Source organism: Sphingosinicella sp. (genome assembly GCF_013911755.1).
In the GTDB taxonomy this organism is placed as follows: domain Bacteria; phylum Pseudomonadota; class Alphaproteobacteria; order Sphingomonadales; family Sphingomonadaceae; genus Sphingosinicella.
The window spans coordinates 1-19,061 of the sequence record NZ_JACESP010000030.1; the positions used below are offsets into that span (position 1 = coordinate 1).

The window sequence follows — 19,061 nt, forward strand, 5'->3', positions numbered from 1 at the left end:
ATGATGCGCGAAATCTGCGCGTCCGTGATCTCGGGGTGGTTGCGCACGATCCAGGCGATGCCGTCCGGCTTGTCCTGCCGCTTCGATACCGGCGTGTAGCGCGGTCCCTTGGTGCGGCGCTGCTGCTCCGGCCCCTTCTGCAGCACAAGGCTGTGCGCGGGGTTCGCCTGCCCCTTGTCGAGCTCGGCCTGTGTCAGGTCGCCGGCGCGGATAGGATCGCGCGGGATATGCTTTGCAGAGGCCGTCTCGTCAGCGATCGCCTGCACTTCAAGCACATGAAGCCCACAGAAATCGGCGATCTGCGAGAAGGTGAGCGCCGTGTTGTCGACCAGCCATGCAGCGGTCGCGTGCGGCATCAGCGGATAGTTCTGGGCCATGGCGAATGCGCCTCTTCTCGAAAGAGCGAAATAAAAGGGCCGCCCTTTGGGGGGCGGCCGGTACACCTAAACTATAGGCACGGCTCAAGCCGCGATCAAGGGATTTAGCGGTACGAGTGCGCCCCGAAACTCCGCCGCCGCGCGTTCCCAGCTGAAACTGCGGCCATACGCAGCGCACGCAGCGCGATCCTTGCCGAGTGCCCCGGCAATGGCGGTGTCGAGGTCTTCATCGAGGCAGCCGGTCTCCGGCGTCACGATGTCGATCGGCCCCTGCACCGGATACGCCGCCACGGGAACGCCGGAAGCCAATGCCTCGATCAGCACCATGCCGAACGTGTCGGTGCGGCTTGGGAACACGAACACGTCCGCGCCCGCGTAGGCCGAGGCGAGCGCCGCGCCGCGAAGCGCGCCGAGGAAGATCACGTCGGGGAACTTCCGTTCGAGCGCCTTTCGCGCTGGGCCGTCGCCCACCACGACGCGCGTGCCCGGATGGCGCGTGGCGAGGAAGGCCTCGATGTTCTTTTCCACCGCGACACGCCCCACATACAGCTGAATGGGGCGGGGCAGCGCCGCATAGGCCGCGTGCGGCGCACTCTGCGCCGAGAAGTTCGCAAGGTCGACGCCGCGTCCAAATGGCGCCGTGGGGCCGATGCCCTGCGCGGCAAGCTGCCGGCGCAGGCTCGGCGTCGCAGCGAGAACGCTCGCGGCGGGGCCGTGGAACCACCGCTCGTACCGCCAGAACCATGCGGCGGGCAGCCCGGTGCGCGCCGATACATAGTCCGGAAAATGTGTGTGATAGGCGGTCGTGAAGGGAAGGCGGGCGCGCAGGCACCAGCGCCGCGCGGCGAGCCCGAGCGGGCCTTCTGTGGCGATATGAATGGCTTCGGCGCCAAAAGCACGCAAACGCCGCCCGACCTGGCCGGTCGTGGCAAGCGCCAGCCGGATCTCGCCGTAGCCGGGGCAGGGCACCGACGGCCACGCATCGGGGGAAAGTACGAGCACGCTGTGCCCGGCGCGTTCCAGCTCGCCGCGCACCATCTGCAGCGTGCGCACCACGCCGTTCACTTGCGGCTCCCACGCATCGGTCACGATCGCTATGCGCATGGGGCGGCGTGTCCCTCGGCCTTGGCCTGTCCTGAGCGCTTGCCTTCGCAGGCTGTCGAAGGGCTCAATGTGAAATCCCTTGTGGCTCTACGTCCATCATCCCGATCGAAGTCGAGGGACGCACGATATCGCATCAGGTCTGCCCGCAACTCAGGCCGCGTTTGCCTGCTGCATGGGAAGCACGCGCGCGTTCATCTCGTCGGCCCAGTGCAGGATTTCCATTTCGCCGTTGAAATGTTCGACGAGCGCAGTGCAGCCTTCCACCCAGTCGCCATCGTTGTAGTAGACGACGTCGCCGAACTGCCGCTGCTCCGCGGTGTGAATGTGGCCGCAGACGACGCCGTCGAGCTGACGGTCTCCGGCCGCCTTCGCCACGGCTTCCTCGAAGCGGCTGATGAACTCCACCGCGTTCTTCACCTTGTGCTTGGCGTGCTTGGAAAGCGACCAATAGGGCATGCCGAAACGCGCCCGCACCTTGTTGACGACCGTGTTCAGCTTCATCAGCAATTCGTATGCGGCGTCGCCGAGGAACGCGAGCCAGCGCGCGTAGAGCACCACGGCGTCGAACTCGTCGCCGTGCAGCACGAGCAGGCGGCGGCCGTCGGCGGTCTCGTGGATCGCCTTCGAACGGATCTCGACGCCGCCGAAGCTGAGCCCGGTGAACTGGCGGAACACCTCGTCGTGGTTGCCTGGAATGTAGATCACGCGCGTACCGCGCTTGGCGCGCTTCAAAAGCCGCCAGACAATGTCGTTATGCTTCGCGGGCCAATACCAGCTCTTCTTCAGCCGCCACCCGTCGATGATGTCGCCGACGAGGAAGAGCGTGTCGGAATCGACGCTGTCGAGAAAATCGATCAGCAGATCGGCATTGCACCCGCGTGTGCCGAGATGCACGTCCGATATCCAGATCGTGCGGTAGCGGCGGCGATCGCTCTTCCGGACCTCAGGCTCGCTCGGCCGAAGCGACGCGATGCGATCGGCAAAGTCGTCAGGCGCAAACATGTTCAAGTCGACCTCCACTGGCGGACGGCTGTTTGCGCGCCAGCGTATCGCGTTGTTGCGTTACGATTTGCAGGCCGAATTATGAAGGTTTTGCGCGAGTCGCGGCGAAATCAAGCGTGGGAATCGATCCAGATGTGTCCTGGCAGGCCGGCAACGCGGGCGAGCCACCCCTGCACGCGAGGATAGCGCGCAAGTTCGAACCCGCCGCCCTCTTCGCACACGTGCGTATAGGCGTAGAGTGCGATGTCGGCGAGGCTGAAGCTGTTCCCGACGAACCACTGGCGATGCGTCAGATGCTCATCCATCAGCTTGAGCGCCGCTTCGCCGCCCGCGCGCTTGCCGTCGATCTGCGCCCGCTGCGCTTCCGAAAGCGCGGCGCGCCCGACATAGGCGAGCCAGAAGCGCAGCGTCGCGATATTGGGCTCGTGATTATACTGCTCCCAGAACATCCAGCGCAGCATGTCCGCCTCGTCCCAGCGGTCTTCGGGGATCAGCGCCGAGCCTTTCGCAAGGTAGAAGATCGCCGCGTTCGATTCCGGCAGATAGCGATCACCCACCTGCAACACCGGCACGCGGCCGTTCGCGTTCACGGTGGAAAGATAGGCCGGCGTGCGCGTCTCGCCCTTGCGGATGTCGTAGAGCCTGCGTTCCAGCGGGAAGCCGAGGTGTGCCGCCGTCAGGCGGATCTTGTAGCAATTGCCCGAAACCGGGTCTTCATGCAGCGTCAACCTGTCCATGCGCGATCTCCAGTACGACCTTGCCCACGTGTTCGCCCGATTCGAGATAACGATGCGCGTCCGCTGCGGCCTCAAGCGGGAATACGCGGTCGACGACGGCCTTCAAGCCACCACCGAACAGCGGCCAGACATCGGCGGCAAGACTGTCGGCAAGCAGCGATTTGTATTCGACGCTGCGCGGGCGCAGCATCGATCCCGTCAGGATCAGGCCCTTGCGCATGACGGCACCGAGATCGAGTTCGCCGGTCTGCCCACGCTGGAACGCGATCGACACATGACGCCCGCTTTCGCCGAGGCACTTGATGTTGCGCGCCAGATAATCGCCGCCCACCATGTCGAGCACGACGTTGACGCCGCGCCCGCTCGTGATCCGCGCGACCTCGGCAACGAAATCCTGCGCCTTGTAATCGATCGCGTGATCGGCGCCGAGCGCCAGCGCAGCCGCGCATTTTTCCGCGCTGCCGCAGGTCACGATCGACGTCAGCCCGAACGCCTTGCAAAGCAGGATCGCGGTAACGCCGATGCCGCTGGTGCCCCCATGGATCAGCGCGGTTTCGCCGGGCGCGCCGTAGCCGCGCTCGAAGAGGTTTGACCACACCGTGAAATACGTCTCGGGCAGGCTCGCCGCCTCGATAAGCGTCAGCCCCTCGGGCACCGGCAGGCACTGGCCCTCGGGCACGGTGCAATACTGCGCATAGCCGCCACCCGCGACGAGCGCGCACACCTGCTGGCCGATCTGCAGACGGCCCGCACCGGCGCCAACCGCAACGATTTCGCCTGCAATTTCAAGTCCCGGGATCGAAGGCGCGCCGGGCGGCATCGGATAGAGGCCGAGGCGCTGCAGCACGTCGGGCCGGTTCACGCCCGCGGCGGCGACCTTCACGAGCACTTCGCCGTCCTTCGGCACGGGTACGGGGCGGCGGACGGGGATGAGCACTTCGGGGCCGCCGGGGCCTTCGGGGTCGATCGCGATCATGTCCACTGGAACCCCGGCCATGACGTCATCCTCCCCCTTGTTCGCGGCGCCCCTCTAGCGCAGATTGCGCGGCCATTCCAGACACGGGTTAACCCTATGGACGACGATTTTCTGCCGAAAACGAAAGACGATCCGCTGACCCTGTTCACGCGGCAGGATCTCGATCCGCTGTCGCAGGACGAACTGAGGGCGCGCATCGCCGCGCTTGAAGCCGAGATCGGGCGAACGCGCGCCAAGCTCACCGCGGCGGGCAGCGTGAAATCCGCCGCTGACGCGCTTTTCGCACGAAAATAGACGCCTCTCACAAGTCACGGGATGCGCGCGCCGCCGCTGCGGCACATGCTCCGGACAACAAACGTGGGAGGGTCTCTTGAATTTCGATTTCTCGGACGACGCACGCGCGCTCAGCGAGTCCGCCCGGCGTATGCTGTCGCAGCACGCGGGGCCGGATGCGGCGCGGCGCATCATGGATTCGGATGCGCCCTATGATACGGCGCTGTGGCGGCAGGTCGTCGACCTCGGCCTCACCGCCGCGCGCGTGCCCGAGGCGCACGGCGGCGTCGGCCTCTCGCCCGAGGAAAGCTGCGTGCTCGCCGAGGAATTCGGCCGCAGCCTCGCGCCCGTCCCCTTCCTCTCGACGCTGCTCGCAACCGAGGCGCTGCTTCTTGCCGGAACCGAGGCGCAGCAGGCGAAATACCTCCCCGGCATCGCCGACGGCAGCACGATCGCCTGCTACGCATGGGGCGAAGGCGCGAATTCGCCCGCCGCGATCCCCGCGACACGCGCCGCGGGCGGCAAGCTGACCGGCACGAAATCCCCCGTGGCCGACGCGCTCGCCGCGAGCCTCGCGGTCGTCACTGCCGCCGGCGAGGACGGCCCGACGTTCTGGCTCGTCGATCTGAAAGACGCCGCCGTCGCGCCCGCCGCGACGCTCGATCTCGTCCGCAAGCACGGCACGATCACGCTTGAAGGCACCCCCGCCGAACCGCTCGGCACCGCCGCCGACTACCAACGCTTCCTCGATCGCGCGGCGGTGATCCTCGCGTTCGAAGCGATCGGCACCGCGAGCGCCGCAATGGAAATGGCCGTCGGCTACGCCAGGGACCGCGTCGCCTTCGGCCAGCGCATCGGCCGCTATCAGGGCGTCAAGCACAAGTGCGCCGACATGTACATCAAGCTCGAACTCGCCCGCGCGCACGCGCTTTACGGCGCATGGGCGTTCGCGGCGGATGCCGACGAGCTGCGCCACGCCGCCGCCGCCGCGCGCGCCGCCAGCCTCGATGCGGTCCGCTTCGCCGCCGAGGAGAATGTGCAGCTGCACGGCGGCATCGGCTTCACGTGGGAATCGAACTGCCAGTTCTACTACCGCCGCGCTCGGCAGCTATCCGCGTCGCTCGGCAGCCGCGCGTTCTGGGCGGACCGGCTGGTGCGCGCGCTCGAACAGCGCAACCGCGCCGCCGCCTGAGGGAGAGAGACGATGGATTTCAACGACACCCCGCAGGAAGCCGAATACCGCGCCAAGGTCCGCGCCTGGATCGCCGAAGCCGCGAAGGAATACGAAGGCCTTCCCGAGCCGAAATCGCAGGACGAATTCGTCACCCGCCAGAAGAGCTGGCAGAAAAAGAAATACGAAGCCGGCTACGCGGGCCTCACCTGGCCCAAGGCGTTCGGCGGGCAGGGGCTCGGGCCGATGAACGCGATCATCTTCGGGCAGGAGGAGGCGAAATCCGCCGCACCGACCGGCCTCTATTCGATCGGCCTCGGCATGTGCATCCCCACCGTGTTCACGCACGGCGCGAAAGAGGTGATCGAACGCTTCGTGCCGAAGGCGCTGGAGGGCAGCGAGATCTGGTGCCAGCTCTTTTCCGAGCCCATCGCCGGCTCCGACCTCGCGGGCATCCGCACCAAGGCCGTGCGCGACGGCGATGACTGGATCATCACTGGCCAGAAGGTGTGGACGACGTTCGCGCACCTTTCGGACTACGGCATCATCGTCACCCGCACCGATCCGTCCGCGCCCAAGCACAAGGGCCTCACCATGTTCATTGTGGACATGCACGCACCGGGCGTCGACGCGCGGCCGCTCAAACAAATGTCGGGCGGCGCGGACTTCAACGAAGTGTTCTTCGATGGCGTCCGCGTGCCGGACGCATGGCGCATCGGCGCGGTCGGCGACGGCTGGAAGGCCGGGCTCACCACGCTGATGAACGAGCGCCTCGCCGTCGGCGGCAAACCGCGCAATTCGCCCGGCTGGCGCACGCTGATGGAGCTTGCGAAGGGCATCGACACCGAACAGGGCCCCGCGATCGAACGCATGGACGTCCGCGCCCGCATCGCCGACACCTACATCAACGACGAGGGCGTAAAGCTGACGCAGATGCGCGCGCTTTCCGCGCTTTCGCAGGGCAAGACGCCGGGCGCGGAGCAATCCATCTCCAAGGTCGTCGTCGCGAAAACCATGCAGGACATGGCCGCCTTCGCGCTCGACCTCTCCGAAAGCGCGGGCTTCGCGGCGGGCGAGAAGGACAGCGAGCTTGCACGCCTGCAGGGCGCCTACATGTGGTCGGCGGGCCTCCGCATCGCGGGCGGCACCGACGAGATCCTGCGCAATATCATCGCCGAACGCGTGCTCGGCCTGCCGGGCGATCTGCGGCCGGACAAGGACACACCTTTCAACGAGATCGTACCCCTCTAGGGCCGATGACCCTTGGCAGCGGCCACTGCCGCTGCCACATGGGGTTCCGATGGATATCAAGGCCGCCATTGCCGCCGCGCCCTATGGCGCAAGCGAACGCGTCTCGCCGCTGGTGCGCCGCGTGCTCGCGCGGAATCCAAGCCCGTTTACCTTCCTCGGCACCGGCACCTATATCGTGGGGAGCGGCAAGGTCGCCGTGATCGACCCCGGCCCGGACGAGGACGAGCATCTGGACGCCATCCTCGCCGCCACGGCGGGCGAAACGATCAGCCATCTGTTCGTCACCCACACGCACCGCGACCATAGCCCCCTCGCCGTGCGGCTGAAGGCGCTGAGCGGCGCCGAGGTCGTGGGCTGCGCGCCGCTGGTGCTGGAAGACGACGGCCCCCGCACCGACGCCGCGTTCGACAGCACCTATGCGCCGGACCGCGTGCTCGCGCACGGCGAGGTCGTGCCCGGCGGCACCTGGGCGGACGGCGGCTGGACGCTGGAGGCCGTGCACACCCCCGGCCACACATCGAACCACCTCTGCTTCGCGCTCCACGAGGAAAAGGCGCTGTTCACCGGCGACCATGTGATGGGCTGGTCGACAAGCGTCGTGACGCCGCCCGATGGCGACATGCGCGACTATATGGCGAGCCTGAAGCTGCTGCAGACGCGCGACGACGCCATCTATTATCCTACGCACGGCGAGCCCGTCACCGAGCCGCAGCGGCTGGTGCGCGGCTACATCGCGCACCGCCGCCAGCGCGAGGGCCAGATTCTGCGCCTTCTGGAGGGCGGCCCGAAGGCGATCCCCGATCTCGTCGCCGCGATGTACGCCGCTGTCGATCCCCGGCTGCACCCCGCCGCAGGCCGCTCGGTGCTCGCGCACCTGATCGACCTTCAGGCGCGCGGCATGGTAAGCGCGGACGGAGACGTTTGGGAGAAAGCCGCGTGAAAACCGTTCTGACGCTCGTCGCCGGTCTGCTGCTCGGCGCCCTCGCCGCCTTTTTCCTGGTCCGCGAAAAGGACAAGCCGGTGGATGCGCGGTCCATCGCCGCCGCCAGCCTTGAGGCGGTCCGTGCGCAGAACAAGCTCACCGTGTTCGCCGGGCGTTTCACGGTCGCGGTGACGACGCGCGTCGAAAAGCTCGGCCTGTCGGCGGAAAAGACGCTGATCGTGCCCGCTACGGTCCGCTACGACATCGATTATTCGAAGGTCCGCCGCGACGACATGGTGTGGGACGAAGGCAGCCGCGTGATGACGGTGCGCCTGCCCGATATCCAGCTCGACGAGCCGCAGGTCGATATGGCGAACGTCCGCGAATACGGCGGCGGCACGATCCTGATGGCGCTCGGCAATGCCGAAGAGGTCATCGACGCTGCCAACCGCCGCAAGATCAGGGAGGCCGTGCTCAAGGAAGCCGATACCAGCCTCCTGCGGGAACTCGCGCGCAGTTCCGCGCGCACCGCCGTGGAGCGCGGCTTTGCCTTGCCGCTCGCCGCTGCAGGAATCGACGCCCGCGTCATCGTCCGTTTCCCGGACGAGAGCGGCTACGCACTTTAGGAGTATTGACGACATGGATGCACGCCGCGCAGAGCTGCCGAAGGGCAAGGATTTGCTGAGCGAGATCGACCGGCTGAAGCGGGAACGCAACGCCGTGATCCTCGCGCATTACTATCAGGAGGCCGCGATCCAGGACATCGCGGACTTCGTCGGCGACAGCCTCGATCTCTCGCGCAAGGCCGCGGACACGGACGCGGACGTCATCGCCTTCTGCGGCGTGCGCTTCATGGCGGAAACCGCGAAGATTCTCTCCCCGCAGAAGACCGTGATCCTGCCCGACATAGACGCCGGATGCAGCCTTGAAGACTCCTGCCCGCCCGAGCAGTTCAAGCGCTTCCGCGAGGCGAACCCCGATCACATCGCGCTCACCTACATCAACTGCTCGGCGGCGGTGAAGGCGCTCTCCGACATCATCGTCACCTCGTCGTCGGCCGAAAAGATCATCAGCCAGCTGCCGAAGGATCAGAAGATCATCTTCGGGCCGGACCGGCACCTCGGCGGCTATCTTTCGCGCAAATTCGGCCGCGAGATGCTGCTGTGGCCGGGCGCGTGCATCGTCCACGAGGCGTTCAGCGAAAAGGAACTGCTGAAGCTGAAGGCGCAGCACCCCGAGGCGCCCGTCGCCGCGCACCCCGAATGCCCCGGCAACATCCTCGACCACGCCGATCTCGTCGGCTCGACAAGCGCGATCCTGAAATTCGCGCTCGAAAGCCCGGCCGACACGATCATCGTCGTCACCGAGCCGCACATCATCCACCAGATGGAAAAGGCCGCCCCGCACAAGACCTTCATCGGCGCGCCGGGCGCGGACGGGAATTGCAGCTGCAACAACTGCCCGTTCATGGCCTTGAACACGATGGAAAAACTCTACCTCGCACTGCGCGATCTCAAGCCCATGATCGAGATGGACGAGGAGATGCGCGTGAAGGCGCTGAAGCCGCTCGAACGGATGCTCGCGATGGCGTCGTCGACAGTCGGGCAGGGCGACATTTCAAGCGTGCGCGTTACGGGAGATTGACATGAACGCCGTGCGTCCCTCGACTGCGCTCGGGATGAAGGGCCTCTGTACCCAGTAAAAACGTGCATCATCCCGAGCGAAGTCGAGGGACGCACACCCAGTCGTGTCACACGTTCGGCTTCCCGCCCGATTGACCCCGCCCCGAATCCGTTTCACTTGATGGGTCCGATAACATGCGTCTTGGGGACGAAACGCCATGCGTTTTTCCATTCTGTTGATGGCGGCTTTCACTCTGGCGACTGCCCCTGCTGCGCACGCGGCCGACGACGATCCCAACCTCTGGCTTGAAGAGGTGGACGGCGCTCGCGCGCTCGATCAGGTGCGCGCGTGGAATGCCGCGACCGAGAAGCGCCTGCGGACGGAGAGCCCGGCGTTCAAGGCGCTGCAGGCCGACATGCAGGCGATCCTGGAGGACGGCAGCCGCATCGCCGTGCCCGAGACAATTCTCGGGGACAAGGTGACGAACCTTTGGACCGATGCGAAGAACCCCCAGGGCCTGTGGCGCATCGCTGATCTCGATGCCTTCGCCGCCGGAAAGCCCGCCTGGCGCACACTGATCGACCTCGATGCGATGTCGAAAGCGGACGGGAGGAAATGGGTGTGGAAGGGCGCGGCGTGCCTTGCCCCCGCTTATGCCCGCTGCATGGTCGGCCTTTCGGACGGCGGTTCCGACGCGCTCATCTACCGCGAGTTCGACATGGAGGCGGGCGCGTTCGTGGACGGCGGCTTCGAAACGCCCGAGGCGAAGGGCGACGTCGCGTGGGTCGATCTCGACCGGCTGATGATCGCCACCGCGCATGGCGGCGATGTCACCGAATCCGGCTATCCGCGTCAGGTGCGCCTGTGGAAACGCGGCACACCGATGGCGGAGGCCGCGCTGCTCGCGGAGGGCAAGGCCACCGACATGGGCATGGATGCGAGCGCAACCGGCAGCGAAGGCCGCATGTGGCCGCGCATCACGCGCCATCCCGATTTCTGGACCGCCGAGACCTTCCACCTCAATCTCGACGGCACGCTCATTCGTTCGCCGCTACCCGAGACGGCGACGGTCGAGGACATGCTCGGCAGCCGCGTGATCGCGCTGCTGCACAAGGACTGGGCCTATGGCGGCAAGACCTACGCGGCGGGTTCGCTCATCGCCTATGACGCGGCGACACTTGTTGTCGGGCGTCCGGCGGCGGTCGAGCAGGTCTATGTGCCAACGGGCAAACAGGCGATCGAGGCTGTCGTCGCGGGCAGTGGGCGCCTCTACGTGTCACTGCTGGAGGATGTCGCCGGGCGGCTGATCGCGCTGACACCCTCGGCGGCCGGCTGGACCGCTGAGACCGTGCCGGTGCCACCGAACAGCACGGTGACGCTCGCGGCGGCCGGGGGCGCGAATGACACGGCTTTTTACACGACCGAGAGCTTTGCCAGCCCCGAGACGCTGATGGCAGTGCGCGGCGGTGACACGCCCACGGAAGTCGCCGCGCTTCGGGCCTTCTTCGATCCGGCCTCGATTTCCGTTGAGCAGCGCTTCGCGGCATCGAAGGACGGCACACGCATCCCTTATTTCGTCGTGCGTCCGGCAGGCGCGAAAGGCCCGCTGCCGACGATCATGCACGCCTACGGCGGCTTCCGCAGCGCGCAGAAGCCGACTTACCTCACCAAGAATCCCTACCAGATCGGCCCCGGCGGGCTATTCTGGCTGAAGGACGGCGGCAGCTTCGTGATCGCCAACATTCGCGGCGGCGGCGAATACGGCCCGGCTTGGCACGAGGCGGCGCTGCGCGAGAAGCGGCAGAACAGCTTCGACGATCTCTATGCCGTCGCCGAGGATCTGAAGCGTGCGGGGCTGACATCGAAGCTCGCGGTTTCGGGCCGTTCGCAGGGCGGGATGCTCGTGGGCGTCGCGATGACGCAGCGGCCGGACCTCTTCGACGCGGTCATCATGGGCGTGCCGCTCGCCGACATGCTGCGCTACAACAAGCTGCTCGCGGGCGCATCGTGGATGGGCGAATACGGCAATCCCGACGTGGCGGCGGACCGCGCCTTCATCGCGAAATATTCGCCCTACCAGAACCTCCGCGCAGGCGCGAAATACCCGCCCGTCATCATCTATACGTCTACGAAGGACGACCGCGTCCACCCCGGCCACGCTCGGAAGTATGCGGCTCGGCTGGCGCAGCAGGGCCACGCGTTCGACTATTATGAAAACATCGAAGGCGGTCACGCCGGTGCGGCCAACGCCGCCGAACACGCCTACCGCGCCGCGCTGATGCTGTCCTTCGCGCGCCGGGAACTGATGGGGAAATGAACATGGGGATCGCAGGTTTCGACACGGCGGCTTTCGTGCGCGCCACGCTCGCCGAGGATCTGGGCGGCGCGGGCGACATCACCTCCGCCGCGGTGATCCCGGCGGACGCTCGGTTCCACGGCGTGATGGACAGCCGCGACGCCATCGTTGTCGCCGGCCTCGACATCGCCGCTGCCTTCTTCCAGTCGCTCGATCCGGCGGTGGAGATCGAGATGCTTGCGAAGGACGGCGAGAGGGTGGCGTCGGGCACGGACCTGATGCGCCTCTCCGGCCTCGCCCGCGCCATGCTCACCGCCGAGCGCTCGGCGCTCAACACTGTCCAGCACCTCTCCGGCATAGCGACACTCACGCGCCGCTATGTCGATGCCATCGCGGGCACTGGGGCGATCCTGCTCGACACGCGCAAGACCATCCCCGGGCTGCGGCTCCTCGAAAAATACGCAACGCGCATGGGCGGCGCGCAGAACCACCGCATGGGGCTCTGGGATGCGGCAATGATCAAGGACAACCACGTTGCCGTTGCGGGCGGCGTGGACGAGGCCGTGCGCCGCGCGAAGGACGCGGGCATCGCCAGCATCATCCTGGAGGTCGACCGGCTGGACCAGATCGAGCCGGGGCTTGCGGCGGGCGCGACGCACCTGCTGCTCGACAACATGAGCGTGCCGGACATTCGCGCCGCGGTAGCCCTCGTCGCGGGGCGCGTGCCCACCGAAGCCTCGGGCGGCGTCAATCTCGACACGATCCGGGCCATCGCCGAAACCGGCGTCACCTACGTTTCGGTCGGACGGATCACGCAGTCCGCGCCCGCCGCCGACATCGGGCTCGACCTTGCGAGCGCCTGAGCGCCTGCTCCTCGCGTTATGCCTCGCGGCCTGCGGATCGGCTGACGAGCCCGCCGGAACGGCGACGGCGGAGTGCAGCATCCCCAGCCGGATCGACCTCCCGCGCGCGGCGAGCCTGCCGGACGCGAAGCCTGATGCGCCCGCTGCGGCCTACGTGCTTGCACTGTCGTGGTCGCCGGAGTTCTGTCGCTTCCGCAAGGATGCCGCGGCCCATGAAGGCCAGTGCGAGGACAATGATTTCGATTTCATCCTGCACGGCCTCTGGGTGGACAGTGCAGCAGGCCCCGCGCCCCGCGCCTGCGCCGTGGCGCCGCCCGTGGGCGAAGCGCTCGTGCGCCAGCATTATTGCATGATGCCCTCGGCGCAGCTGATGCAGCACCAGTGGGCCGCGCACGGCACCTGCGCCTTTTCGAGCGCGGAGGCCTATTTCGGTGCCGCCAAATCGCTGTGGGACGGTGTGAAGCGGCCCGATCTCCGCCAGCTTCGCGGTGAGACGCTGACCGCCGGCATGGTGCGCGAGGCGTTCGTGAAAGCGAATATCGGCCTTCCTGCCGAAGCGATTGCCGTGATGGAAAACAATCGCGGCTGGCTGACGGAGGTGCGGCTGTGCATGGACCTCGATTACAACTATGCGGCCTGCCGCACACCCGGCGCGGCGGACGGCGCGCGCGTGCTTATCTGGCGCGGCGGGTGACGGTGCCCTCCAGCACTGCCGTCTTCGGGTGGTGCCGATCGAGGTGGGCTTTGATAATGCGGAGGTTCCGCGTGTTCGAGCGGAACAGCACGTCCATCGCGTCGCCCAGTAGCGGCACGAAGCCGATCGCGGTGTCGAACAGCGTGTTCCCCGCCATGCGGGCGAGGTGCCAGCGCGACATACCGAGGTTGCGTGCTTCCCAGATGATATAGGCGGACATCAGCCCGGCGAGAATGTCGCCGCCCACCGGAACAAGGCCGAGGATCGCATCGAGCCCGACCTTGTAGTTGATGCCCGGGATCGTGATCGACCGTTCAAGAAGCTTTTCGAGCACCTCGACACGGGCGCGCACCGCCTGCGGATCGCGTGCGTCGAGCCCTGCCCGGGTCATCGCATCTTCAAACGCCTGCTGATTCACGCTCACCTTCAGCCTCCAAAGCCGTGGGACGCTATTTGGTGACGACGGGTCCACATGCAAGACGCGGACCTGCGTTTCCGGCAGGATCGGTCACGCCGTCGTCGGGCTTGGCGTGGACGACGACCGCGGCGCCGTCCGTATCCAGCACCGGCATTTCGCCACTGTAAAGCGTGGCGCCTTTGATGCGCGCTTCGATCCGAGCGGTGCCGTCTGCAGCGACGGTAACATTCGGCATATCGCCCTTGTGGTTGCCATGCTTCTGGTTGGTCGGATTGAAGTGCGGCCCCGCCGAAGTGAAGTCCGGCGCGGTGCAAAGGCCGATCGCGTGGACATGGAAGGCGTAGGTGCCCGGCGACCAGCCTTCAAGCACGAGGCCGACATTGACGCTGCCGTTCGCCTCGGTCAGCACCGCGCGGCCTTTCGTGGCGCCGTCCTTGTCGAGGAGCTGAGCATAGGCGGCAGGCGGCGGCGCAGCGGGCGCAGCCGCAGGCTCTTCAGCCTGGCTCGCACATGCGGCCGCCAGCATGGCAGCCAAAGGCATGACGGTCGTGGAAACGCGCATGATCAGTCTTCCCCTGTGGTGGTCTTTCTGATGAACGCATTCTGGCGCCGAAGGTTTCGCGCGCAACCTCAATCCATGGCCTTGACGATTTCCTCGACCATTTTTTTGGCGTCGGCGAGGAGCATCATGGTGTTGTCGCGGTAGAAGAGTTCGTTGTCGACGCCGGCGTAGCCGACACCGCCCATCGAGCGCTTGATGAACAGCACGGTCTTCGCCTTTTCGACGTCGAGCACGGGCATACCGTAGATCGGCGAGGACTTGTCGGTCTTCGCCGCTGGATTGGTCACATCGTTGGCGCCGATCACGAACGCGACATCGGCCTGGCCGAAGTCGGTGTTGATGTCTTCGAGCTCGAATACCTCGTCATAAGGCACGTTCGCTTCGGCGAGCAGAACGTTCATGTGCCCCGGCATACGGCCCGCCACCGGGTGGATCGCATAGCGCACGTCGACGCCCTGGTGCTTCAGCTTGTCGCCCATCTCGCGCAGCACATGCTGCGCCTGCGCCACCGCCATGCCGTAGCCCGGCACGATGATGACCTTCTCGGCGTTCTGCATCAGGAACGCCGCATCCTCGGCGGAGCCGCGCTTCCACGGCCGGTCGATGGCGGCGGCAGCGCCCGCTGGCCCCGCCTCGGCGCCGAAACCGCCGGCGATGACGCTGATGAAGCTGCGGTTCATCGCGCGGCACATGATGTAGCTGAGGATCGCGCCCGAGGAGCCGACGAGCGCGCCGGTGATGATCATCGCGGTGTTCTGCAGCGTGAAGCCCATCGCTGCCGCCGCCCAGCCCGAATAGCTGTTCAGCATCGAGACGACGACGGGCATGTCCGCGCCGCCGATCGGGATGATGAGCAGGAAGCCGATCAGGAACGCAAGGCCGGTTACGGTCCAGAAAATCCAGGCGTCGGGCGACGGTTCAAGCGTGAACCATGCGATGAGCCCGAGGATGCCGACCAGCGTGCCGAGGTTGATGACATGCCGCAGCGGCAGCAGGATCGGCGCACCCGACATGTTGCCGTTGAGCTTCAGGAACGCGATGACGCTGCCTGAGAAGGTGATCGCACCGATCGCGATGCCGAGACCCATCTCGACGCGGCTGACCGCGAAGATCTCGCCGTCCGCGCCCGCGATGCCGAACGCCTGCGGATTGAGGAACGCCGCTGCCGCCACGAGCACGGCGGCGAGGCCCACAAGGCTGTGGAACGCCGCGACGAGCTGCGGCATCGCGGTCATCGCGATGCGCCGCGCGACGACGAAGCCAACCCCGCCGCCAAGGATGATCGCGGCCGCGATCTCGGGCAGCGAGGCGATCTCGTGCGTGGCGAGCGTCGTCGCCACCGCGAGCCCCATGCCGATCATGCCGTAGCGGTTGCCCGCGCGGCTGGTCTCGGGCGAGGACAGGCCCCGCAGCGCGAGGATGAACAGAACCCCGGAGACGAGGTAAGCGAGAAGTGCCCACGCGGGCACGGCGGAAGCGACGTGTTCCATCGGCGCCTAGCCCTTCTTCTCTTTTTTCTTGTACATCGCGAGCATTCGCTGCGTCACCGCGAAGCCGCCGAAGATATTGACGCTGGCGAGGGCCACGGCGACGAGACCGAGCCACTTGGCGAGCCCCGAGCCCGCGGCAAGCGCGGCGATCAGTGCACCCACGATGATGACCGAGGAGATCGCGTTCGTCACCGCCATCAGCGGCGTGTGCAGCGCCGGCGTGACCGACCAGACCACGTAATAGCCCACGAAACAGGCCATCACGAAGATCGACAGGATCGAAATGAAGTCCATGGCCTATGCTCCCCCCAGCACCGGATGGACGGCCTTGCCGTCCTTGGTCAGCCGCACGCCCTTCACGATCTCGTCGTCGTCGGGCAGCACGGGCGCCTTCACGTCCTTGTCCCAGAAGGCGGACAGGAAGTTGAACAGGTTGCGCGCGTAGAGCAGCGAGGCGTCCGCCGCGAGGCGGCTCGGCACGTTTCTGTGCCCGACGATCTTGACGCCGTGCTTCACCACGATCTCACCCGCCACGGCACCTTCGACGTTGCCCCCGGCTTCGACCGCGAGGTCGACGAGCACGCTGCCCGGCCGCATCGTCGCGAGCTGCGCGTCACTAACGAGGCGCGGCGCGGCGCGGCCCGGGATCAGCGCGGTGGTGATGACGATGTCCTGCTTGGCGATGTGCGCCGACACCAGCTCGGCCTGCGCGGCCTTGTACTCGTCCGACATCTCGGTGGCGTAGCCGCCCGAGCCCTCGCCCTCGATGCCCTTCACGGCCTCGACGAAGATCGGCTTCGCGCCGAGCGAGAGAATCTGCTCCTTCGTCGCCGAGCGCACGTCGGTCGCCGAGACCTGCGCGCCAAGGCGCCGCGCGGTCGCGATCGCCTGAAGGCCCGCAACACCGACGCCCATGATGAACACCTTCGCCGCCGAGACCGTGCCCGCCGCCGTCATCATCATCGGAAAGGCGCGGCCGTATTCCGCCGCCGCGTCCAGCACCGCCTTGTAGCCGGCAAGGTTCGACTGCGAGGAAAGCACGTCCATCGACTGCGCGCGCGTGATGCGCGGCATAAGCTCCATGGCGAGTGCCTCATAGCCCGCCGCCGCATAGGCTTTCGACCGCTCCGGGTTCGCTGCAGGGGCGTGCATCGCAACCACGCGCGCACCGGGCGCTACGCCCGCAAGTGAAGCCGGCTCCGGCGCCTGCACGCCAAGCACGATCCCTGCACCGCTGAGAACGGACGCGCGAGGGCCCACCTCGGCACCTGCCGCCGCATAATCGGCGTCCGCAATGCCCGACGCGAGACCGGCACCTGATTCCACGGCAACTGCAGCACCCAGCCCGATGAACTTCTTCACCGTCTCCGGGCTTGCAGCGACGCGGCGCTCAAAATCGGCGGTCTCACCAAGGACCGCGATGCGCACAGGATTCGCCACGGGGCTAGTTGTACAGGAAGAGGAGCATACCGAGCAGCACGAGCACGATTCCGATCGTGCCGTACTTCATCATCGCGAGGAAACCCGCATAGGTCTTCGCGTGATCCTTCATCGCCTTGTTCGTGTAAGTGCTGTTCTGCGCCATTTCAAACGTCCCCCATCCGGACCTGATTCCGCCCGTTCATAGCAACACACACTCAAGTGTGAAGCGAAAAACGGGTCATCATCTTAACCAGACGGCAAGGCGCTGTGCCGTATCGAGACAGGCGGGTCATTTTTGGGAAGCAGAGATTCGGCAATTGGCGAAGCAGACCGTCCTTGTTGTCGACGACGAGTCGGGCCAGCGACGCATCACGGAAACCGTGGCGGCGCGCGCCGGCTATGCGACCGTGGAAGCCGAGCATGGCCAGGCCGCGCTCGATCTGCTGACGAGTCCCCGCGGCCAATCCGTCGATGCCGTGATCCTCGACTACAACATGCCGGGCAAGACCGGGATCGAGGTGCTGCGCGAACTGCGCCCGCAATTCCCGCAGCTCCCCGTCATCATGCTGACCGCGCATTCCAGCGTTTCCACCGCAGTTGAAGCAATGCGCGCGGGGGCGAGCGACTTCCTGCTGAAACCGGCAAGCGCGGACCGTATCACGCGCGCGCTCGCAAGCGCGCTCGACCACAAGGCGCCAGGCGGCGAACTGCGCCCGCTGACCGAAAAGCTGCCGGGCTCGCTGGGCTTTGCCGAGATTGTCGGCACCGAGGCGGGTTTTCGCGCCGCGCTCGCGGTCGCTGAAAAGGCCGCGCAGAAGAACGTGCCGATCCTGATTGAAGGCGAAAGTGGCGTCGGCAAGGAAGTCGTCGCGCAGGCGGTGCACGCCGCCTCGCCGCGCAGGGACAAGCCGCTCGTCATCGTCAACTGTGGGGCGATCCCTGCGAATCTCGTCGAATCGGTGCTGTTCGGCCACGAAAAGGGCGCCTTCACCGGCGCTGTTGAAAAACACGTCGGCCGCTTTGGCGAGGCGGACGGCGGTACGCTGTTCCTCGACGAAATCGGCGAGCTGCCGCTCGACGCGCAGGTGAAGCTGCTTCGCGCGCTGCAGACCGGGCAGATCGAGCCTGTCGGCAGCCGTGGCCATGTGACCGTGGACGTGCGCCTGATCGCCGCGACGAACCGCAATCTCGCCGAAGAGGTCCGCGAGGGCCGCTTCCGCGAGGACCTGTTCTACCGGCTCGGCGTCGTGCCTGTCACGATTCCCCCCTTGCGCGCACGGCGCGGCGACATCGCGGCGCTCGCGCGCCATTTCGTTCGTCGACTCGGCGCCGAAGAAGGCGTCAGCGCACGCGACCTTTCGGAGGACGCGCTCGCGCTCCTTGAAGCGTACGACTGGCCCGGCAACGTCCGGCAGCTGCAGAACGCATTGTTCCGCGCCGCCGTGCTCTGCGAGGGCACGAGACTCACGGCGCTCGACTTCCCGCAACTTGCAGGCGTCACCGCGCCCAGGCAGACGGCGCAGGCTGCACCGACACGCGCCGCTTCATCCGACCTTTCAGCCGAGGTTTCGCTGTTCGGTGACGACGGCAAGCTCCGTCGCCTTGAGGATCTGGAAGCGGAAATCATCCGCAAGGCGATCCACCACTGTCGCGGCCGCATGAGCGAGGTGGCCAGACGCCTCGGCATTGGGCGCTCTACGCTCTACCGCAAGCTCGGCGAAATGGCCGTCACCGACGATTTCGGCGGCCACGATGACGATGTCAGGAACGTCGCCTGAACCGCAGAAAACGTGGTTTCCGCGGCATGGGCTGCACATTGCCCCCTTGATGTTTTGCCAATCGTCCCTGATCTTCACATCAGGCAGCGGATGTTTCGCCGC

21 protein-coding genes are annotated in these 19,061 nt (G+C 66.5%); 10 read left to right on the forward strand and 11 right to left on the reverse strand.

The features are described from left to right. From H2052_RS16280 to H2052_RS16300, 5 genes are all read right to left on the reverse strand, one after another. The coding region (locus H2052_RS16280) for a cell cycle transcriptional regulator TrcR (protein ID WP_293784065.1) at window positions 1-377 on the reverse strand (377 nt) is incomplete at its 3' end. 84 nt (window positions 378-461) lie between these two features. Then, on the reverse strand, window positions 462-1,481 hold the full coding sequence (locus H2052_RS16285) for a glycosyltransferase family 1 protein (RefSeq protein ID WP_293784068.1): 1,020 nt from the start codon (window positions 1,479-1,481) through the stop codon (window positions 462-464). Window positions 1,482-1,631: 150 nt separating this feature from the next. Next, window positions 1,632-2,483 carry a UDP-2,3-diacylglucosamine diphosphatase gene (locus H2052_RS16290; protein WP_293784170.1) on the reverse strand — a complete coding sequence of 284 codons (852 nt, stop codon included), beginning with the start codon at window positions 2,481-2,483 and terminating at the stop codon, window positions 1,632-1,634. Window positions 2,484-2,593: 110 nt separating this feature from the next. Beyond that, window positions 2,594-3,220, reverse strand: coding sequence for a glutathione S-transferase family protein (locus H2052_RS16295; RefSeq protein WP_293784071.1), 627 nt, complete (start codon window positions 3,218-3,220; stop codon window positions 2,594-2,596). Then, window positions 3,198-4,217, reverse strand: a complete 1,020-nt coding sequence (locus H2052_RS16300; protein WP_293784074.1) for an NAD(P)H-quinone oxidoreductase — start codon at window positions 4,215-4,217, stop codon at window positions 3,198-3,200. Before H2052_RS16300 ends, H2052_RS16295 begins: the two co-directional genes overlap by 23 nt. Before the next feature lie 75 nt (window positions 4,218-4,292). Here H2052_RS16300 and H2052_RS16305 point away from each other — a divergent pair, with 75 nt between their 5' ends. The 9 genes from H2052_RS16305 to H2052_RS16345 all read left to right on the forward strand — a co-directional run bounded on the left by H2052_RS16305 (window position 4,293) and on the right by H2052_RS16345 (window position 13,289). Then, window positions 4,293-4,490, forward strand: coding sequence for a DUF1192 domain-containing protein (locus H2052_RS16305; protein WP_293784077.1), 198 nt, complete (start codon window positions 4,293-4,295; stop codon window positions 4,488-4,490). A gap of 76 nt (window positions 4,491-4,566) precedes the next feature. Further along, the gene (locus H2052_RS16310; protein ID WP_293784080.1) at window positions 4,567-5,661 is read left to right on the forward strand and encodes an acyl-CoA dehydrogenase family protein; all 1,095 of its coding nucleotides are present in this window, start codon (window positions 4,567-4,569) and stop codon (window positions 5,659-5,661) included. Between the two features lie 12 nt (window positions 5,662-5,673). After that, window positions 5,674-6,891 carry an acyl-CoA dehydrogenase family protein gene (locus H2052_RS16315; protein ID WP_293784083.1) on the forward strand — a complete coding sequence of 406 codons (1,218 nt, stop codon included), beginning with the start codon at window positions 5,674-5,676 and terminating at the stop codon, window positions 6,889-6,891. Between the two features lie 49 nt (window positions 6,892-6,940). Next, the gene (locus H2052_RS16320; protein WP_293784086.1) at window positions 6,941-7,831 is read left to right on the forward strand and encodes an MBL fold metallo-hydrolase; all 891 of its coding nucleotides are present in this window, start codon (window positions 6,941-6,943) and stop codon (window positions 7,829-7,831) included. Continuing rightward, on the forward strand, window positions 7,828-8,439 hold the full coding sequence (locus H2052_RS16325) for a DUF4230 domain-containing protein (protein ID WP_293784089.1): 612 nt from the start codon (window positions 7,828-7,830) through the stop codon (window positions 8,437-8,439). Before H2052_RS16320 ends, H2052_RS16325 begins: the two co-directional genes overlap by 4 nt. A gap of 13 nt (window positions 8,440-8,452) precedes the next feature. Further along, on the forward strand, window positions 8,453-9,457 hold the full coding sequence (nadA, locus tag H2052_RS16330; protein ID WP_293784092.1) for a quinolinate synthase NadA: 1,005 nt from the start codon (window positions 8,453-8,455) through the stop codon (window positions 9,455-9,457). A 196-nt stretch (window positions 9,458-9,653) separates the two neighbouring features. Beyond that, entirely contained in the window at window positions 9,654-11,753 is a 2,100-nt protein-coding gene (locus tag H2052_RS16335) for a prolyl oligopeptidase family serine peptidase (RefSeq protein WP_293784095.1), read from the forward strand. Next, window positions 11,750-12,595: a carboxylating nicotinate-nucleotide diphosphorylase gene (nadC, locus tag H2052_RS16340; protein WP_293784098.1), complete on the forward strand. Its 846-nt coding sequence runs from the start codon at window positions 11,750-11,752 to the stop codon at window positions 12,593-12,595. Before H2052_RS16335 ends, nadC begins: the two co-directional genes overlap by 4 nt. Then, window positions 12,582-13,289, forward strand: a complete 708-nt coding sequence (locus H2052_RS16345; protein WP_293784101.1) for a ribonuclease T — start codon at window positions 12,582-12,584, stop codon at window positions 13,287-13,289. Before nadC ends, H2052_RS16345 begins: the two co-directional genes overlap by 14 nt. Here the strand turns inward: H2052_RS16345 and H2052_RS16350 are convergent. The 6 genes from H2052_RS16350 to H2052_RS16375 all read right to left on the reverse strand — a co-directional run bounded on the left by H2052_RS16350 (window position 13,270) and on the right by H2052_RS16375 (window position 17,344). Beyond that, complete coding sequence (locus H2052_RS16350; protein WP_293784172.1) at window positions 13,270-13,680, reverse strand: DUF4112 domain-containing protein; 411 nt, start codon at window positions 13,678-13,680, stop codon at window positions 13,270-13,272. The two genes, H2052_RS16345 and H2052_RS16350, sit on opposite strands and share 20 nt — an antisense overlap. 58 nt (window positions 13,681-13,738) lie before the next feature. Then, window positions 13,739-14,269, reverse strand: a complete 531-nt coding sequence (locus H2052_RS16355; protein ID WP_293784104.1) for a superoxide dismutase family protein — start codon at window positions 14,267-14,269, stop codon at window positions 13,739-13,741. Window positions 14,270-14,337: 68 nt separating this feature from the next. Then, entirely contained in the window at window positions 14,338-15,759 is a 1,422-nt protein-coding gene (locus tag H2052_RS16360) for an NAD(P)(+) transhydrogenase (Re/Si-specific) subunit beta (RefSeq protein ID WP_293784107.1), read from the reverse strand. A gap of 6 nt (window positions 15,760-15,765) precedes the next feature. Beyond that, a complete protein-coding gene (locus H2052_RS16365) occupies window positions 15,766-16,053 on the reverse strand; it encodes an NAD(P) transhydrogenase subunit alpha (RefSeq protein ID WP_293784110.1) in 288 nt (95 codons plus the stop codon). A gap of 3 nt (window positions 16,054-16,056) precedes the next feature. Beyond that, window positions 16,057-17,187 (reverse strand): NAD(P) transhydrogenase subunit alpha, encoded by a 1,131-nt coding sequence (locus H2052_RS16370; protein WP_293784113.1) that lies wholly within the window; start codon window positions 17,185-17,187, stop codon window positions 16,057-16,059. A 16-nt stretch (window positions 17,188-17,203) separates the two neighbouring features. Beyond that, on the reverse strand, window positions 17,204-17,344 hold the full coding sequence (locus H2052_RS16375) for an aa3-type cytochrome c oxidase subunit IV (RefSeq protein WP_293784116.1): 141 nt from the start codon (window positions 17,342-17,344) through the stop codon (window positions 17,204-17,206). A gap of 145 nt (window positions 17,345-17,489) precedes the next feature. Between H2052_RS16375 and H2052_RS16380 the strand changes: the two genes are divergently transcribed. Next, window positions 17,490-18,959, forward strand: a complete 1,470-nt coding sequence (locus tag H2052_RS16380) for a sigma-54 dependent transcriptional regulator (protein WP_293784175.1) — start codon at window positions 17,490-17,492, stop codon at window positions 18,957-18,959. Window positions 18,960-19,061 lie beyond the last annotated feature (102 nt).

Bases quoted from the DNA above. Each gene is read 5' to 3' on its own strand.
- H2052_RS16320 (WP_293784086.1), top strand. From the start codon at position 6,941: ATGGATATCAAGGCCGCCATTGCCGCCGCGCCCTATGGCGCAAGCGAA.
- nadC (WP_293784098.1), top strand. From the start codon at position 11,750: ATGAACATGGGGATCGCAGGTTTCGACACGGCGGCTTTCGTGCGCGCC.
- H2052_RS16335 (WP_293784095.1), top strand. From the start codon at position 9,654: ATGCGTTTTTCCATTCTGTTGATGGCGGCTTTCACTCTGGCGACTGCC.
- H2052_RS16300 (WP_293784074.1), bottom strand. From the start codon at position 4,217: ATGGCCGGGGTTCCAGTGGACATGATCGCGATCGACCCCGAAGGCCCC.
- H2052_RS16360 (WP_293784107.1), bottom strand. From the start codon at position 15,759: ATGGAACACGTCGCTTCCGCCGTGCCCGCGTGGGCACTTCTCGCTTAC.
- H2052_RS16315 (WP_293784083.1), top strand. From the start codon at position 5,674: ATGGATTTCAACGACACCCCGCAGGAAGCCGAATACCGCGCCAAGGTC.
- H2052_RS16285 (WP_293784068.1), bottom strand. From the start codon at position 1,481: ATGCGCATAGCGATCGTGACCGATGCGTGGGAGCCGCAAGTGAACGGC.
- H2052_RS16305 (WP_293784077.1), top strand. From the start codon at position 4,293: ATGGACGACGATTTTCTGCCGAAAACGAAAGACGATCCGCTGACCCTG.
- H2052_RS16350 (WP_293784172.1), bottom strand. From the start codon at position 13,680: ATGACCCGGGCAGGGCTCGACGCACGCGATCCGCAGGCGGTGCGCGCC.
- H2052_RS16375 (WP_293784116.1), bottom strand. From the start codon at position 17,344: ATGGCGCAGAACAGCACTTACACGAACAAGGCGATGAAGGATCACGCG.
- nadA (WP_293784092.1), top strand. From the start codon at position 8,453: ATGGATGCACGCCGCGCAGAGCTGCCGAAGGGCAAGGATTTGCTGAGC.
- H2052_RS16365 (WP_293784110.1), bottom strand. From the start codon at position 16,053: ATGGACTTCATTTCGATCCTGTCGATCTTCGTGATGGCCTGTTTCGTG.
- H2052_RS16295 (WP_293784071.1), bottom strand. From the start codon at position 3,220: ATGGACAGGTTGACGCTGCATGAAGACCCGGTTTCGGGCAATTGCTAC.
- H2052_RS16355 (WP_293784104.1), bottom strand. From the start codon at position 14,269: ATGCGCGTTTCCACGACCGTCATGCCTTTGGCTGCCATGCTGGCGGCC.
- H2052_RS16290 (WP_293784170.1), bottom strand. From the start codon at position 2,483: ATGTTTGCGCCTGACGACTTTGCCGATCGCATCGCGTCGCTTCGGCCG.